Annotated in this window: 13 protein-coding genes; 8 read left to right on the top strand and 5 right to left on the bottom strand. The window is 67.6% G+C overall.

The window, feature by feature from the left end; genetic code table 11:
• Nucleotides 1-33: 33 nt before the first annotated feature.
• The gene (locus AC4GY7_RS04265) at nucleotides 34-1,626 is read left to right on the top strand and encodes a cisplatin damage response ATP-dependent DNA ligase (RefSeq protein ID WP_491112797.1); all 1,593 of its coding nucleotides are present in this window, start codon (nucleotides 34-36) and stop codon (nucleotides 1,624-1,626) included.
• Nucleotides 1,627-1,677: 51 nt separating this feature from the next.
• Here AC4GY7_RS04265 and AC4GY7_RS04260 read toward each other — a convergent pair whose 3' ends face one another.
• The 3 genes from AC4GY7_RS04260 to AC4GY7_RS04250 all read right to left on the bottom strand — a co-directional run bounded on the left by AC4GY7_RS04260 (nucleotide 1,678) and on the right by AC4GY7_RS04250 (nucleotide 4,519).
• Nucleotides 1,678-2,565 carry an alpha/beta hydrolase family protein gene (locus tag AC4GY7_RS04260; protein ID WP_491112160.1) on the bottom strand — a complete coding sequence of 296 codons (888 nt, stop codon included), beginning with the start codon at nucleotides 2,563-2,565 and terminating at the stop codon, nucleotides 1,678-1,680.
• A gap of 183 nt (nucleotides 2,566-2,748) precedes the next feature.
• Nucleotides 2,749-3,576, bottom strand: a complete 828-nt coding sequence (locus AC4GY7_RS04255; RefSeq protein ID WP_491112159.1) for a glutaminyl-peptide cyclotransferase — start codon at nucleotides 3,574-3,576, stop codon at nucleotides 2,749-2,751.
• A 109-nt stretch (nucleotides 3,577-3,685) separates the two neighbouring features.
• Nucleotides 3,686-4,519: a cold-shock protein gene (locus AC4GY7_RS04250; protein ID WP_491112158.1), complete on the bottom strand. Its 834-nt coding sequence runs from the start codon at nucleotides 4,517-4,519 to the stop codon at nucleotides 3,686-3,688.
• A 320-nt stretch (nucleotides 4,520-4,839) separates the two neighbouring features.
• On the opposite strand from AC4GY7_RS04250, the gene AC4GY7_RS04245 reads away from it, so the two are divergent.
• The 5 genes from AC4GY7_RS04245 to rpoN all read left to right on the top strand — a co-directional run bounded on the left by AC4GY7_RS04245 (nucleotide 4,840) and on the right by rpoN (nucleotide 9,400).
• The gene (locus tag AC4GY7_RS04245) at nucleotides 4,840-5,460 is read left to right on the top strand and encodes a ribonuclease D (RefSeq protein ID WP_491112157.1); all 621 of its coding nucleotides are present in this window, start codon (nucleotides 4,840-4,842) and stop codon (nucleotides 5,458-5,460) included.
• 1 nt (nucleotide 5,461) lies between these two features.
• On the top strand, nucleotides 5,462-6,100 hold the full coding sequence (lptC, locus tag AC4GY7_RS04240) for an LPS export ABC transporter periplasmic protein LptC (protein ID WP_491112156.1): 639 nt from the start codon (nucleotides 5,462-5,464) through the stop codon (nucleotides 6,098-6,100).
• Nucleotides 6,101-6,106: 6 nt separating this feature from the next.
• Nucleotides 6,107-6,652 carry an LptA/OstA family protein gene (locus AC4GY7_RS04235; protein WP_491112155.1) on the top strand — a complete coding sequence of 182 codons (546 nt, stop codon included), beginning with the start codon at nucleotides 6,107-6,109 and terminating at the stop codon, nucleotides 6,650-6,652.
• A 376-nt stretch (nucleotides 6,653-7,028) separates the two neighbouring features.
• Nucleotides 7,029-7,805: an LPS export ABC transporter ATP-binding protein gene (lptB, locus tag AC4GY7_RS04230; RefSeq protein WP_491112154.1), complete on the top strand. Its 777-nt coding sequence runs from the start codon at nucleotides 7,029-7,031 to the stop codon at nucleotides 7,803-7,805.
• Between the two features lie 116 nt (nucleotides 7,806-7,921).
• Nucleotides 7,922-9,400 carry an RNA polymerase factor sigma-54 gene (gene rpoN, locus AC4GY7_RS04225; protein WP_491112153.1) on the top strand — a complete coding sequence of 493 codons (1,479 nt, stop codon included), beginning with the start codon at nucleotides 7,922-7,924 and terminating at the stop codon, nucleotides 9,398-9,400.
• A 27-nt stretch (nucleotides 9,401-9,427) separates the two neighbouring features.
• Here rpoN and AC4GY7_RS04220 read toward each other — a convergent pair whose 3' ends face one another.
• Nucleotides 9,428-10,426 carry a ligase-associated DNA damage response exonuclease gene (locus AC4GY7_RS04220; RefSeq protein ID WP_491112152.1) on the bottom strand — a complete coding sequence of 333 codons (999 nt, stop codon included), beginning with the start codon at nucleotides 10,424-10,426 and terminating at the stop codon, nucleotides 9,428-9,430.
• Between the two features lie 96 nt (nucleotides 10,427-10,522).
• On the opposite strand from AC4GY7_RS04220, the gene AC4GY7_RS04215 reads away from it, so the two are divergent.
• Together AC4GY7_RS04215 and AC4GY7_RS04210 are read left to right on the top strand one after the other, a co-directional pair.
• A complete protein-coding gene (locus tag AC4GY7_RS04215; protein ID WP_443584946.1) occupies nucleotides 10,523-10,696 on the top strand; it encodes a hypothetical protein in 174 nt (57 codons plus the stop codon).
• 163 nt (nucleotides 10,697-10,859) lie between these two features.
• Nucleotides 10,860-13,265 carry a ligase-associated DNA damage response DEXH box helicase gene (locus AC4GY7_RS04210; RefSeq protein WP_491112151.1) on the top strand — a complete coding sequence of 802 codons (2,406 nt, stop codon included), beginning with the start codon at nucleotides 10,860-10,862 and terminating at the stop codon, nucleotides 13,263-13,265.
• Between the two features lie 151 nt (nucleotides 13,266-13,416).
• On the opposite strand, the gene AC4GY7_RS04205 is transcribed toward AC4GY7_RS04210, so the two are convergent.
• A complete protein-coding gene (locus AC4GY7_RS04205; protein WP_491112796.1) occupies nucleotides 13,417-15,351 on the bottom strand; it encodes a potassium transporter Kup in 1,935 nt (644 codons plus the stop codon).
• Between the last annotated feature and the right edge of the window lie 89 nt (nucleotides 15,352-15,440).

The following is a 15,440-nucleotide window of genomic DNA, read 5'->3' as shown; positions in this document are numbered from 1 at the left end:
GAGCGGAACGATCGCGCCATGCGTTTGGCAGCCATGCACGCCTTCGCCGCGCTTCTCGATTCGCTCATCTACACCCGCGGGCGTAACGCCAAGCTGAAGCTGATCGTCGACTACCTGCATGCGACGCCCGATCCCGACCGCGGCTGGGCGATGGCGGCGCTGACCGGGGATCTCGACCTGCCCGGCGTCAAGCCGGCCCAGATCCGCGCGCTGATCGAGGCGCGGGTAGATCCGGTGCTGTTCCGGATGAGCCGCGATTATGTCGGCGATACCGCGGAAACGGTGGCGCTGCTCTGGCCGGAGCTGGTCCCCGCGGCCGATGGCGGTCCGCTGTCGATCACCGCCGCGGTGGATGCCCTGCGCCACCTGTCGCGCTCGGATGCGCCGGCGGTGCTCGCCGGCATGCTCGACCGGCTGGATGCCGAGGAGCGATTCGCCCTGCTCAAGATGGCGACGGGCGCATTGCGCATCGGCGTCTCCGCGCGCCTCGCCAAGACGGCGCTCGCACAGGCCTTCGGCCTCGACGTCGATGCTGTGGAGGAGGTGTGGCACGGCCTTACCCCGCCCTATGCCAGCCTGTTCGCCTGGGCACAGGGCAAGGGCGAACAGCCGACGTCGGCTGACGTCCCCGTCTTCCGCCCGTTCATGCTCGCGCACGGACTGGAGGATGCGCAGGTTGATCTTGCCGACTATGCCGCCGAATGGAAGTGGGACGGCATCCGCGTCCAGATCGTTCACGTCAACGGCCAGACGCGGCTCTACAGCCGCACCGGCGACGACGTGACCGCCAGCTTCCCCGACGTCGCCGCCGCCTTCGCCGAGGCCGGCACGGTGGATGGCGAATTGCTGGTCAAGGGTGAGTTCCAGGGCGGCGCCCTGGACGAAGGCGGCGGTGCGGCGAGCTTCAACGCGCTCCAGCAGCGGCTGGGCCGCAAGGTGGTGAGCCAGAAGATGCTCGCCGATTATCCCGCCTTCGTCCGGCTCTACGATATCCTGTTCGACGGAACGGAAGACCTGCGCGCGCTGCCGTGGAGCGAGCGGCGGGCGCGACTGGAGGCATTCGTTCCGCGGCTCGATCCCGACCGGTTTGATATCAGCCAGGTGATCGAGGCCGCCAGTTTCACCGAACTGGAGGCGATCCGTGCCGGCGCCCGCGACGCCGCGATCGAAGGCGTGATGCTCAAGCGGCGTGACAGCCCCTATGTCGGCGGTCGCCGTGCCGGCCTGTGGTACAAATGGAAGCGCGACCCGCTGACCGCCGATTGCGTGATGATGTATGCCCAGCGCGGCAACGGCCGCCGCTCGTCCTATTACAGCGACTATACCTTCGGCTGCTGGACCGAGGACGGCGAGCTGCTGCCCGTCGGCAAGGCCTATTTGGGGATCACCGACGAGGAATTGCGTATGCTCGATTCGTTCGTGCGCCGCCACACCCTCAACCGCTTCGGGCCGGTGCGCGAGGTGGAGAAGACGCTGGTGCTGGAGGTCGCCTTCGATTCGATCCACGCCTCCACCCGCCACAAATCCGGCGTCGCGATGCGCTTTCCGCGGATCGCCCGGATCAGGACGGACAAACCCGCCGCGGAGGCGGACCGGGTGGACACGTTGCGGCGGCTGGTGACGTAGACGGGCACCTGCCGGCTACGTGCCAACCGGGCCGATCATCGCGCGCCGCAGTTACCGGGCCTTCACTCTGTCTCCGGTCGCCGCCACCGCGCGCAGGATGAGCGACACGGTGCCTGCTCCCTCCGGCTCGGTTGGGTTGATGATGCGGAAATGCGAGGGGCGCTGCGTGCGATAGACGTCGACGGGGTCGCCGGCCGCACGGGCACGTCGCACATATGGATCCATCAGGTCAGCGAACGCCCCCTCGGCCATATATTGCGGTATGCCCAGGGGAAGGTGATCTCGCGCGGAGGCGTCACGGTAGCGTTGCGGCACACGCGCGGGCGTGCCGCCCATCAACGGCATGATCACCGGCTTGTCGCAGACCTCCTTGTCCTTGCCGATGAACTCGGCGAGGCTGCTGGGGCCGTCGATCGCGACAACCGCGGCAGGCCTCACCGGATCGGCAGCGTAGATGTCGCTTGTCGGCGCCAGCCTGGGGCGCACCGCCGCCCAGCTTGCAAGCAACGCGCCCGCCGAATGACCAACTACGATCACGCGATCCAGGTTCAACGGATAGCGCGACGCCAGCGGGCGTAGCGAATCGATCGCGGTACCGGCATCGTGAAATGTGCCAGGCCAACCCCCGCCAACCTGCCCCAGCTGCCGATATTCGACGTTCAGCGTCGCGACGCCACGCCGGGTCAGGGCGTCGGCCAGCGGTGCGACACTGCGGGCCGTACCGCCGATCGAAGCATCCCAGCAGCCGCCATGCAACACGACGGCGACGGGAAACGGGCCTCTTCCGGGCGGCAGCCGTAGCTCCTCGATCTGCTCGGCGGCCGGGCCGTAGCGCAGGACGGCGGCAGGCTTGCTGACCGGAAGCCGTTCGAGCGCCGGTGGACCATGCCAATAGACCAGCCAGAGCATGTGCACGAAGGGGGCCACGAACCATGCCACGACGATCGCCGATACCGTGCCGACACCGATCAGCCACCGTCGTTTCGTCATGTTCGCCTACTCCCCCAGGCAGGCGATCGGTCTACGACGGATCGACAATCCTGTCGAGTATAGGCCGGGTCGGACCTGTCGTCTTCCGGCGCACCGTGGCACGGACCGCCATCGCGTCGCCACCGCAGCCGGTCACCGCGCCCGGCCGACCTCGGCACCAAGCTTGATCTCGAACAGCGTCGGCCAGTATTTGCCCGTCACATACAGCCGATCATGCGCCGCATCATAGGCGATGCCGTTGGCGACCGCATCGGGATCGGGGTTGCCGATCTCGGCAAGGAGCGGCCGTACGTCGATCAGGCCGTCGACCTTGCCGGTCGCGGGGTCGATCCGTGCGATGAAGCCGCTCATCCATACGTTGGCGAGGATGCGACCGCGGACATATTCCAGTTCGTTGAGCTGCCGGAGCGGCCGACCGTTCATCGTTACCGCGATCCTGCCACGCTCCGCGAAGGTCGCCGGATCCATCACCCGCAGCGTCGGCGTGCCGTCGGACAGGATGATCCGGTCGCCATCGGTCGTCATCCCCCAGCCCTCGCCCGCGTACCGGAACGGCTTGCCGGTTCGGCTCAAAGCGGGGAGCGCCCAGCGAAAGCCGATTCCCGTCTTCCACGTCACGCTGAGCAACTGGTTCTTCCAGCAGGCGATGCCCTCGCCGAACAGGTCGGGGGCGATTCGCGCTCGCGCGGCGACCTTGCCATCGGCCAGCGTCACGCGGCGGATGTCCGATGCGCCCTCCTTGCCCGTGCTTTCGTACAAGCCGCCGCCGCAGAATAGCAGCCCTTCGGTAAAGGCGCCCTTGTCGTGTGGTAGCCGGGCGACCACCGTCGCCGCATAGACCGGCACGCCCGCCATCGGCGCTTGCGCTGGCGTCGCGGCGCGCTGTCCCGCGGAGGCGGGCGCCTGCGGCAGGTCGGCCGTCACCGTGATCGCCGCCATCGCCATCGCCAGTCTCAACATGCCTGCGCCTCCTGTACCCGCCGTTCGATCGCACGGCCGCGGATGAAACGCAAAAGGCCCGGCGCCGCTGCTGCGGAACCGGGCCCTTCGACTTAGCGAATCGGGATGATTACGATGCCGGCGACAGGTTCACCGCGGCATATTTGCCACGACGGTCGACCTCGATCTCGAACGACAGGCGGTCGCCTTCGTTCAGCGTCGGCATGCCGGCGCGCTCGACGGCCGAGATGTGCACAAACGCATCGGGCTGCCCGTCGTCACGCTGGATGAAGCCGAAGCCCTTCATGGCGTTGAAGAACTTGACCACGCCGGTCGCCTTTTCGCCGGTCAGCTGACGCTGCGGGCCACCGGCACCGCCGGCGCCGCCACGCGGGCCACGATCGCCGAAGCCACCTTCGCGCGGCTCACGCGGCGCACGCTCGGTAACGGCCATCGGCTCGCCATCGATCTTGAGCTCGGTGGCCGAGATACGGCCGCCGCGATCGACGAGCGTGAAGCCGAGCGGCTGCCCTTCGGCCAGCGCGCTGAGGCCGGCCTGCTCGACCGCCGAGATGTGCACGAACACGTCTTCGCCGCCGTCGTCGCGGACGACGAAGCCGAAGCCCTTCTGCGCGTTGAAAAACTTGACCACGCCGGTGCCTTCGCCGACCACCTGCGGGGGCATGCCGCGGCCGCCGCCGAAGCCGCCGCCACCACCGCCGCCGCGGAAGCCACCACCACCGCCGCCGCCACCGAAGCCGCCGCGGTCACCGCCGCCGCCGAAGCCGCCGCCACCGAAACCACCACCGCCGAAGCCGCCACGGTCACCGCCGCCAAAGCCGCCGCCGCCGAAACCGCCGCCGCCGTAGCTGCTGCCGCCACCGAAATCGTCGCCGCCGAAACCGTCGCGCTTATCGCGACCACGTCCGCCACGGTTGCCGCGGCCACCTTTGTCGTAACTCATAACCCTGTTCGTCTTCCCGGTTCGCCCGCATCCAATCCGTTCGAAGAACCCGTGCGCCGGACGACGAACGCGAGCCCTCGGGCGCCAAACCTATTGCGCCTTGGGAGTCGTCATAGCGCACAAAACAAGTCCCCGCGAACAAATTCGTCGCAATCGAGTGTCGCTTCGCACCAATACATCCCCGACCGTGGCCGTAACGGCACAACCCATGTGTCTGTGCGCGCGCCGAGGCACATCGAATCCCGCCGGATAGCGAAGCCGGGCGCAGGGATGCGCGCTTGCCCATTGAGCGCCGGGCGGTTGCGGCGTAGGGCCACGCCATGACCGTTCACTTCCATGAGGAAGACCTCCCCGCAGACGTCTTCGCCCCCGGCGCCTCGATCGCCGTGGATACCGAAACCATGGGCCTCATCACGCCCCGCGACCGCCTGTGCGTCGTGCAATTGTCGGACGGCGGCGCGGACGAGCACCTCGTCCGGTTCGGCCCCGACAGCGACTATGCCGCGCCGAACCTCAAGGCGGTGCTCGCGGATCCGGCGCGGGTGAAGCTCTATCACTACGGCCGGTTCGATATCGCGGCGCTTCAGCATTATCTGGGGATCATCGCGGCGCCGGCCTATGATACCAAGATCGCCTCGCGGCTGGTGCGCACCTACACCGATCGGCACGGCCTCAAGGAGCTGGTGCGCGAACTCCTCGGACAGGAATTGTCCAAGCAGCAGCAATCCTCCGACTGGGGTGCGCCCGAACTCAGCGACGCGCAGAAGGATTATGCCGCCAGCGACGTCCGCTTCCTCCACCGCCTGCAGGCCGAGCTCGACCGGCGGCTGGCACGCGAGGGCCGCACCGCGCTGGCGCAGGCGTGCTTCGATTTCCTGCCGACCCGCGCGGCGCTCGATCTCGCCGGCTGGCCCGAGATCGATATCTTCGCGCACGCCTGACGTGGGCGCGGTCATCGTCCCTCCCCGATCGGCGCGACAGCGCTGGGCGGCGCCCGGCAGCCGGCACGACCGGCTGATCGCGCTGCTCAACAGCGGCCTGCCGATCGCGATCGGCGTGCTGTTCGCCTTTCTGGTGATGGCGCCGCTGACCGCGGGCAGCGAAGTGTCCTTCGTCCTCGACAAGAACAAGGTCGAGGTCGCCAAGGAGCGGATGAAGCTGCAATCGGCCACCTATCGTGGCCAGGACGACAAGGGGCAGGCGTTTGCGCTCAACGCCGGATCGGCGGTGCAGCAGAGCAGCAGCGTGCCGATCGTCCAGATCAACGGCATGTCCGCCGACCTGCAATTGCAGGATGGGCCGGCGGTGCTGCGCGCGCGGCAGGGGCGCTACGATCTCAACAGCGAACAGATGACCGTGCCGGGATCGATCACCTTCCGCGGCCCGGACGGCTACAGCCTCGACACCAGCAACGCCACCATCGACCTCAAGTCGAAGACGATGGACAGCCGCGGCAAGGTGACCGGCACCGTGACGCAGGGGACGTTCAGCGCCAACCGGCTCAGCGCCAATCTCGACGACCGCACCGTGCGCCTCAGCGGCAATGCCCGCTTGCGGATCGTGCCGCGAGGGGCGAAATAGCGCGCCATGCGTGCCCTTCCCGCTCCCATCCTGACCGTAGCCCTGCTGCTCGCCGCCGCGCCCCTCGCGGCGCAGACCGCCCACAATTCGAACGCACCGATCGATTTCGGCGCGGACAATATCGAATTGCAGGACAAGGCGAACCGCGCCGTGCTGTCCGGCAACGTGTCGGTGAAGCAGGCGGAGATGACGCTCAACGCCGCCCGGATGACCGTGACCTACACCGGCCAGGTCGTCGGCGGCAATCCGCAGGTGTCGCGCCTGGACGCGAGTGGCGGCGTCACCGTGCGCCGTCCGGATCAGACCGCGAAGAGCCAATATGCGATCTACGATCTCAACCGCCGGGTCATCACCATGCTCGGCGCGGTGACGCTGACGCAGGGCGGCAATACGGTGAACGGCGGCCGGCTGACCATCAACCTCGACACCGGTCGCGCCGTGATCGACGGATCGTCGGTGCGCGGCGGCGGCGGCAGCACGCCCGGCGGCAGCGTCAGCACCGCACCCAGCGGCCGCGTAACCGGCACCTTCTCGGTACCCAAGCGCAACTGACGCTCACGCGCCTTCCCGCCCAAGGCAGGGCTATCGCATATGGCTGGGACGGCTGTCGCCTTCGGATGAAGGCGTATGCCATCCCGATATTCTTCGTCACCCCGGACTCGGTCCGGGGTCCACCGTGCCCAAATTAACAACGGATTGGTGCGCGGCACGGTGGATGCCGGACCAAGTGCGGCATGACGGAGGAGCGAAGAACACCATTCCCGGATCAGACGGCCCCTATGCGACAGCCCTGCCCCGACGGGGATGATGATCGCATCGCGCCACCCTTTCGCCGAAAAGGGGTTTCCTCCCGCGTCATCCCGCGCCATGACGCGGCCATGCACGAAGCCTGCCAAGGCTTTTCTCATCCGAAGCAAGGCCTCGCCCGATGGACGCCGTGACCGACCTCCAGACCGCCGAAGCGATCCACGAAGACCCGGTGAACCGCGGCCTGCAGGCGATCTCGATCGCCAAGTCCTACGACAAGCGCGTCGTCCTCACCGACGTGTCGGTGTCGGTCGACCGTGGCGAGGTGGTGGGGCTGCTCGGCCCCAACGGCGCAGGCAAGACGACCTGCTTCTATTCGGTGATGGGCCTGGTGAAGCCCGATTCGGGCCGGATCATGCTCGACGGCGAGGATATCACCAAGCTGCCGATGTACCGGCGCGCCATCCTCGGCCTCGGCTATTTGCCGCAGGAAACCAGCATCTTCCGCGGCCTGTCGATCGAGAAGAACATCGGCGCAGTGCTCGAACTCTCCGAGCCCGACCCTGCCGAGCGCGTGCGCAAGCTCGACAAACTGCTCGACGAATTCGGCCTCACCCGGCTGCGTGCCTCCCCCGCGATGGCGCTGTCGGGCGGCGAGCGCCGCCGCGCCGAGATTGCTCGCGCACTCGCCGCCGATCCGTCGATCATGCTGCTCGACGAACCGTTCGCCGGCATCGATCCGATCTCGATCGCCGACATCCGCGATCTGGTGAAGGACCTGAAGCGCCGCGACATCGGTGTGCTCATCACCGACCACAACGTCCGCGAAACGCTCGACATCGTCGATCGCGCCTACATCATCTACGACGGACGCGTGCTGTTCGCCGGATCGCCGGAGGAACTGGTCGCCGACGCCAATGTCCGCCGCCTGTACCTGGGCGAGGGCTTCTCGCTGTAGGGATATGAAGCCGGCGGTCCCCCCAACCGTCATCCCAGCGCAGGCTGGGATCTCGTGCGGCCGGTGCGTCCGCTCGAAAAAGACCCCAGCTTGCGCTGGGGTGACGGGCTAGCCGCATGAGCCTCGCCCCCCGCCTCGACATCCGGCAGACGCAGTCGCTGGTGATGACGCCGCAGCTCCAACAGGCGATCAAGCTGCTGGCGCTATCCAACCTCGAGATCGAAAGCTTCATCGCCGAAGAGGTCGAGAAGAACCCGCTGCTCGAGGCGCAACAGACCGACGAGGTCGTCCGCCCCGAACGTCCCGAGCGCGACGAGCCCGCCGGCGCCGACGAACTGGTCAGCGGTGCCGCCAAGGCCGATCCGCTCGACGTGGATTACGCCACCGAAAGCCATCAGCAGGACAGCGTCGCCGATGGCGGCGGCGGCTTCGACGGCGCGCTGTCGATGACCGGCGGCAGCACGGGTGGCGGCCTCGGCGGCGAGGATGGGCTCGACTTCGATTCGTTCGCGGACACCGACACCAGCCTCGCCGACCATCTGCTCGCTCAGGCGGGGGCGGTGGTGGATGGCACCGACTGGTTCATCGCCCAGCATCTGATCGACCAGCTGGACGAGGCGGGCTACCTCACCGTGCCGTTGCTCGATATCGCCAATCGCCTCGGCATCGCGCTCGCGCGGGTCGAGCGGGTCCTGACGCTGATCCAGACGCTCGACCCGACCGGCGTCGGCGCGCGCGATCTCGCCGAATGCATCGCACTCCAGGCGCGCGAGGCGGATCGCTACGATCCCTGCATGGCGCGGCTGATCGACAATCTAGACCTGCTCGCGCGCGGCGACCTCGCTCGCCTGAAGCGCATGTGCGGCGTCGACGACGAGGACATGGCGGACATGATCCGCGAACTGCGCGGCTACGATCCCAAGCCCGGCTGCCGCTATGGCGGGGAACCTGCGCTCGCCGTTACGCCCGATCTGTTCGTGATGAAGACCAAGGCCGGCTGGGGCATCGAACTCAACGCCGCGACACTGCCGCGCGTGCTGGTCAACCGCCGCTATTATCACGAACTCAGCCACGGGCCGCAGGGCAAGGCATCCAGGGCCTGGCTGTCCGACGCCCTCGCCTCCGCCAACTGGCTCATCAAGGCGCTCGACCAGCGCCAGCGCACGATCATCAAGGTCGCCGCCGAGATCGTGAAGCAGCAGGAGGCGTTCTTCCTGAAGGGCGTCGCGCACCTCAAGCCGATGACGCTCGCGCGGGTCGCCGAGGCGATCGAGATGCACGAATCGACCGTCAGCCGCGTCACCAGCAACAAATATCTCAGCTGCGCACGCGGCGTGTTCGAGCTCAAATATTTCTTCACCTCGGCGATCCAGGCCGCCGACGGCGGCGACGCGGTTTCGGCGGAGGCGGTCAAGTCCGCGATCCGCACGCTGATCGCGGGCGAGGGCGCCAAGATCCTCTCCGACGACACGCTCGTCGAGCTGCTGCAAGCCAAGGGCTTCGACATCGCTCGCCGTACCGTCGCCAAATATCGCGAGGCGATGGGCATCGGCAGCTCCGTCCAGCGCCGCCGCGCGCGGGCGCTGGAAGGGTAACGTCACGCCGGCGGAGCGGACGGCGCCTCAGTCATCCTCGTCCTCGAAACCGAGCAGTGCCAGCGCGCGCGCCTTGATCTGGCGGGTCATGCACCAGTGCACCAGCGCCTCTTCGCGTCCGTGCGTCACCCAGACTTCTTTGGGCGCGATCTCGCTCAACGTCGTCGTCAGTTCGTCCCAATCGGCATGGTCGGAGAGGATCAGCGGCAATTCGACGTTCTTCTGCCGCGCACGCTGGCGCACACGCATCCAGCCCGATGCCATCGCCGTGATCGGATCGGGCAGCCGCCGCGACCAGCGATCGTTGAGCGCGCCGGGCTGGCACATCACGACATGGCCCGCCATGTCCGCCTTCTTCGCATCGGCCACCGGCAGCAATTCGCCGAGGCGCACGCCCTGTTCCTGATACAGGTCGCACAATCTCTGCAGCGCGCCGTGGATGTAGATCGGCGCGTCGTGTCCACGGGCGCGCAACTCGGCGATCACCCGTTGCGCCTTGCCGAGCGCATAGGCGCCGACCAGCACGCAGCGATCGGGGTTGGCGTGCAACCGTTCGATCAGCTTGTCGATCTCGTCGCCGGTGTCGGGATGGCGGAAGACGGGCAGCGCAAAGGTCGCCTCGGTGACGAAGACGTCGCACTTCACCAGTTCGAAGGGCGTGCAGGTCGGGTCGGCACGACGCTTGTAGTCGCCCGACACCACCACCCGCTCGCCGCGGAAATCGAGCACGATCTGCGCCGATCCCAGCACGTGTCCGGCGGGGACGAAGCCGACCTCCACCTCCCCCATGCGGATCGTCTCGCCATATGCGACGGGATGGCCCGCCTGTTCGCCGTAGCGCGCGCCCATGATCGCCAGCGTCTCGGGCGTCGCCCATACCGCGCCATGGCCGCCGCGCGCATGATCCGCGTGGCCGTGGGTCACCAGCGCGCGCGGTTCGGGCTCGGACGGGTCGATCCAGGCGTCGGCAGGCTTCACGTAGATCCCGTGCGGATGCGGTTCCAGCCAGTCGCCCAAGCGTGCCATGCCTGTCATTACGCGCGAGAGGCGCGCCGGTGCCGCCGGATCGAAAGCACGCCCCCAGCCGTTGCAACCCCAGCGATCCGTCGTGGGAGAGATTCGATGGTTATCAGCACATTCTGGGGCCTCGTCGTGTTCGTCGGCGCAATGGTGCTGCTCGGCGTGCTCATCTGGGCGAAGTTCAACAACCGTGTGTCAAAGGACCAGCATCGCCGCACGGAACAGGCGACGCACGACCTGTACCAGGGTGACGCGGTGGATCACGACGCGCGCTGACGCCCCGCCGCAATCCTCGCGCAGGCGCGGATCCATCATCACGGCGGCGGGCGATCGATCCGCGACGTCAGCCAGTATGGATTTCCGCCGTCGCGGGGACGCATGGCCATGGCGGACAGTTGGCCCATTTCCCCGCCCTCGCCGCCTACCTACATAGGTGAGAATGGACCTCCCGCAGCCGCTATCCGACTGGTTCGCCTCCCGCGGCTGGCGTCCCCGCCGTCACCAGCTCGACATGCTGCGCGAAGGCCGCGCCGGACGCCACGCGCTGCTCGTCGCCACCACCGGTGCGGGCAAGACGCTCGCCGGCTTCCTGCCGACGCTCGCCGAGCTGATCGAGGCGCCGACCACCGGCCTGCACACGCTCTACGTCTCGCCGCTGAAAGCCCTTGCCGTCGATATCCAGCGCAATCTCGTCACGCCGATCGACGAGATGGGCGTCGACATCCGCGTCGAGACGCGCACCGGCGACACGCCGTCCGACCGCAAGGCGCGCCAGCGGGTCAAGCCGCCCCAGATCCTGCTCACCACCCCTGAATCGCTGTCGCTGCTGCTGAGCTACCCCGACAGCATCACGATGTTCGAAGGGCTGAAGACGATCGTCATCGACGAGGTCCACGCCTTCGCCACCGGCAAGCGCGGCGACCTCCTTTCGCTGTGCATGGCGCGGTTGCAGCGGATCAGCCCCGGCCTGCGCCGTGTCGCGCTGTCGGCGACGGTGGCGGATACCGACGGCTATCGCGCCTGGCTCGCGCCAGATGGCGACATCGACCAGGTGGCGATGGTGCAGGGCGAGCCCGGCGCCGATCCCGACATCGCCATCCTGCTGCCGCAGGACCGCGTGCCTTGGTCGGGCCATTCGGGCCGCTACGCCGCCGAACAGGTGATGGCGGAGATCGAGACGCACCGAACCTCGATCATCTTCTGCAATACGCGCAGCCTCGCCGAACTGATCTTCCAGGATTTGTGGAAGGTCAACACGATGAGCCTGCCGATCGGCGTCCACCACGGCAGTCTCGCGCTGGAGGCGCGGCGCAAGGTGGAAGGTGCGATGGCGTCCGGGCGGCTGCGCGCCCTGGTCGCGACCGCCAGCCTCGACCTCGGCGTCGACTGGGGCGACGTGGATTGCGTGATCCAGATGGGCGCGCCCAAGGGCTCCAGCCGCCTGCTCCAGCGCCTCGGCCGCTCCAACCACCGGCTCGACGAGGCATCGGAAGGCATCCTCGTCCCCGGCAACCGCTTCGAATATCTCGAAGCGCGCGCGGCGCTCGATGCCGTGGAGGCGGGCGAACTCGACCCCGACCTGTTCCGCCCCGGTGCGCTGGACGTGCTGGCGCAGCACGTCATGGCGCTCGCCTGCGCCGCGCCGTTCGACCAGGCGGCGCTGCTCGACGAGGTTCGCTCCGCTCTGCCCTATTCGGCGTTGACCGACGAGACGTTCGACCGCGTGCTCGGCTTCATCCGCGACGGCGGCTACAGCCTCAAGGCCTATGACCGGTTCAAGCGGCTGACGCAGGATCCCGACGGCCTGTGGCGGGTCAGCCATCCCAAGTTCGTGGCGCAGCATCGCCTCAACGCCGGGATCATCGTTGAGGCGACGATGCTCAACGTCCGCTTCAAGAACGGCCGCAATCTCGGCAAGGTGGAGGAAGGCTTCGCCGCGCAGCTCAGCCCCGGCGACACCTTCTTCTTCGCCGGCCTGTCGTGCGAGGTCGAGCGGATCGATACCGAGGATTTGATCGTCCGCGCCTCGTCCAAGCCGGCGCGCATCCCGACCTATGGCGGCAGCCGCATGCCGCTGTCGACCAACCTCGCGACGCGGGTGCGCGGGTTCCTGGCCGACCCCGACGCATGGCAGCGCTTTCCCGACGACGTGCGCGAATGGCTGCAATTCCAGCAGAAGCGCTCCGCTTTGCCCCGCCCCGGCCAGCTGCTCGTCGAAACCTTCCCGCGTGAAGGGCGCCATTACATGGTCGCCTACAGCTTCGAAGGGTGGAACGCGCACCAGTCGCTCGGCATGCTCGTCACCCGCCGCATGGAGGCGGAGGGGCTGAAACCCCTGGGCTTCGTCTCCAACGATTATGCGCTCGCCGTCTACGGCCTCGAACAGATCACCGACCCTGCCCGCCTGTTCAGCCCCGACATCCTCGAACACGAATTCGTCGACTGGGTGCAGCAATCGCATCTGCTCAAACGTGCGTTCCGTGAGGTGGCGGTGATCGGCGGCCTGGTCGAGCGCCAGCATCCCGGCAAGCGCAAGACCGGGCGACAGGTGACCTTTTCCACCGACCTCATCTACGACGTGCTGCGCAAGTATGAGCCGACGCATCTCCTCTTGCAGGCGGCCTGGGACGATGCACGCGCCCGAATGACCGACGTCGGTCGCCTCGCCGGGCTGCTCGATCGCGCCGCGGACACGATGCTGCATGTCGATCTCGACCGGGTGACGCCGCTCGCAGTCCCGGTACTGACGCTGATCGGGCGCGAAAAGGTGTCGACGGGCAGCGCCGACGATGCGCTGCTGGTCGAGGCGGAGGCGCTGGCCGCCGAAGCGATGCGGGTGGATTGATCCTGGACGCTGCCCACTACTCTCCGTCATCCCCGCGCAGGCGGGGATCCATAATCACGACGCTATGGGCAGGGACCGATGGGTCAGCCAGTATGGATCCCCGCCTGCGCGGGGATGACAATGGAAAGGCCGACGGCGGGACCTGAAACGCCTACACCGTCACCTGTTCGCCCAGTTCCAGCACCTTGCCCGGCGGGATCTTCAGGAAATCCGTCGGGTCGCTCGCGTTGCGCTGCATGAACATGAAGATGCGATCCTGCCACAAGGGCATGCCGACATCCGCCTCCGGCTTCAGCGTATTGCGGCCGATGAAGAAGCTGGTCTTCATCGCATCTAGGCTGCGCATCTCGGCCTTGCCGCCGACGCCCAGGTCGGCAGGCACGTCGGGCGCTTCCATGAAGCCGTAGTTCAGCACCACCACCTCGAAATTGTCGTCGAGCCGCTCCACCGTCGCGCGCAGGGTCGGGTCGACGACCGGGCGGTCGGTGGTGCGGATGCTGACCACCAGGTTGCGCTCGTGCAGCACCTTGTTGTGCTTGAGGTTGTGGAGCAGCGCTCCGGGTGCCGAACGCGGGTTGGCGGTGAGGAACACCGCGGTCCCCGGCACGCGTTCCGGCGGCCGCTTGGCAAGCGCGGCGGCGAGATCGGCGAGCGGGATGCTCTGCCGCGCCTCGAACGCGCGCACGATGCCCTTGCCGCGCACCCAGGTGTAGATGAGCAGGCCGATCGCCGCGGCGATGACGAGCGGCACCCAGCCGCCCTCGATCACCCGCAGGATGTTGGCGCCGAAGAAGATGAGGTCGAGGCACAGGAACGGCAGGATCGCGGCCAGCGCCACCGGCCTGCGCCAGTGCCACACATGCCGCGCGACGAGATAGCCGAGCAGGGTCGTCACCACCATCGTGCCGGTGACCGCGATGCCATAGGCCGCGGCCATCGCCGACGAGGTCTTGAACTGCACGATCAGCACCAGCACGCCGACCAGCAGCAGCCAGTTGATCGCCGGCAGATAGATCTGCCCGGCGAACGCCGCAGACGTCTGCCGGAGCTTCATCCGCGGCAGCAGCCCCAGCTGCACCGCCTGCTGCGTCAGTGAAAAGGCGCCGGTGATGACCGCCTGGCTGGCGATCACCGTGGCGAAGCCCGCCAGCACGATCAGCGGCCCGCGCAGCGACTCGGGCGCCATGAGGAAGAACCAGTCCTGGTTCGTGAAGGGCGTGCTGGCCGCCTGCGCCGCCTCCAGGTGCGACAATGCAAAGGCGCCCTGCCCCAGATAGTTCAGCATCAACGCGGGAAAAACGAGGAACAGCCAGGCGATACGGATCGGCTTCTTGCCGAAATGCCCCATGTCGGCGGTCAGCGCCTCCGCACCGGTCACCGTCAGGAACACCGCGCCCAGAACGAACAGGCCGACCGTGCCGTGAGTCGCCAGGAAATGGATGCCGTAGCTCGGGATCAACACGCGAAAGATCGAAAGCTCGTCGGCGATATGCCAGATGCCGAGCCCGCCGATGGTCAGGAACCAGACGATGCACACCGGACCGAACAGCTTGGCGACCATCGCAGTGCCGCGCCGCTGAATCAGGAACAGCGCGATCAGGATCCCGATCGTCAGCGCCCGGATGGTGCCTTCGTCGAACAATCTGGCCGCGCTCGGGATCGTCCGCAGCCCCTCCATCGCGGACAGGACGGAAAGCGACGGCGTGATGATCGCATCACCGTAAAACAGCGCCGCACCCGCTGCGCCGAGTACCAGCGCGATGCGGCTGCGCATGCCGATCGAGCGGCGCGCCAGTGCGGCGAGCGCCAGCACCCCGCCCTCGCCGTGATTGTCGGCACGCATCAGGAACAGCACGTATTTGACGGTGACGATCAGCGTCAGCGTCCACAGCGCCAGGCTGAGCACGCCCAGGATCTCGCTGGGGTCGATCCCGTCCGCCGCGGACTGGCCCAGCGCCTCGCGAAACGCATAGAGCGGGCTGGTGCCGATATCGCCGAACACGACGCCGATCGCGCCAATGGTCAGGCCGATCATGGCGGGATGCGGATGGGACGATGAACCGGCTGCGTCGTCGGCAAGCGACATGGTGCGCACTTACCCCCTGATGATGCCTTCTCGAGCGGAAGGACGGCGCGCTGTACGCCGATTCCGCCCCCGCGCAAGCGGATTTACAT

Source organism: Sphingomonas sp. SP5, from assembly GCF_058313455.1.
The sequence above is the reverse complement of the archived record's forward strand: the minus strand, read 5'-3'. Positions and strand labels throughout refer to the sequence as shown.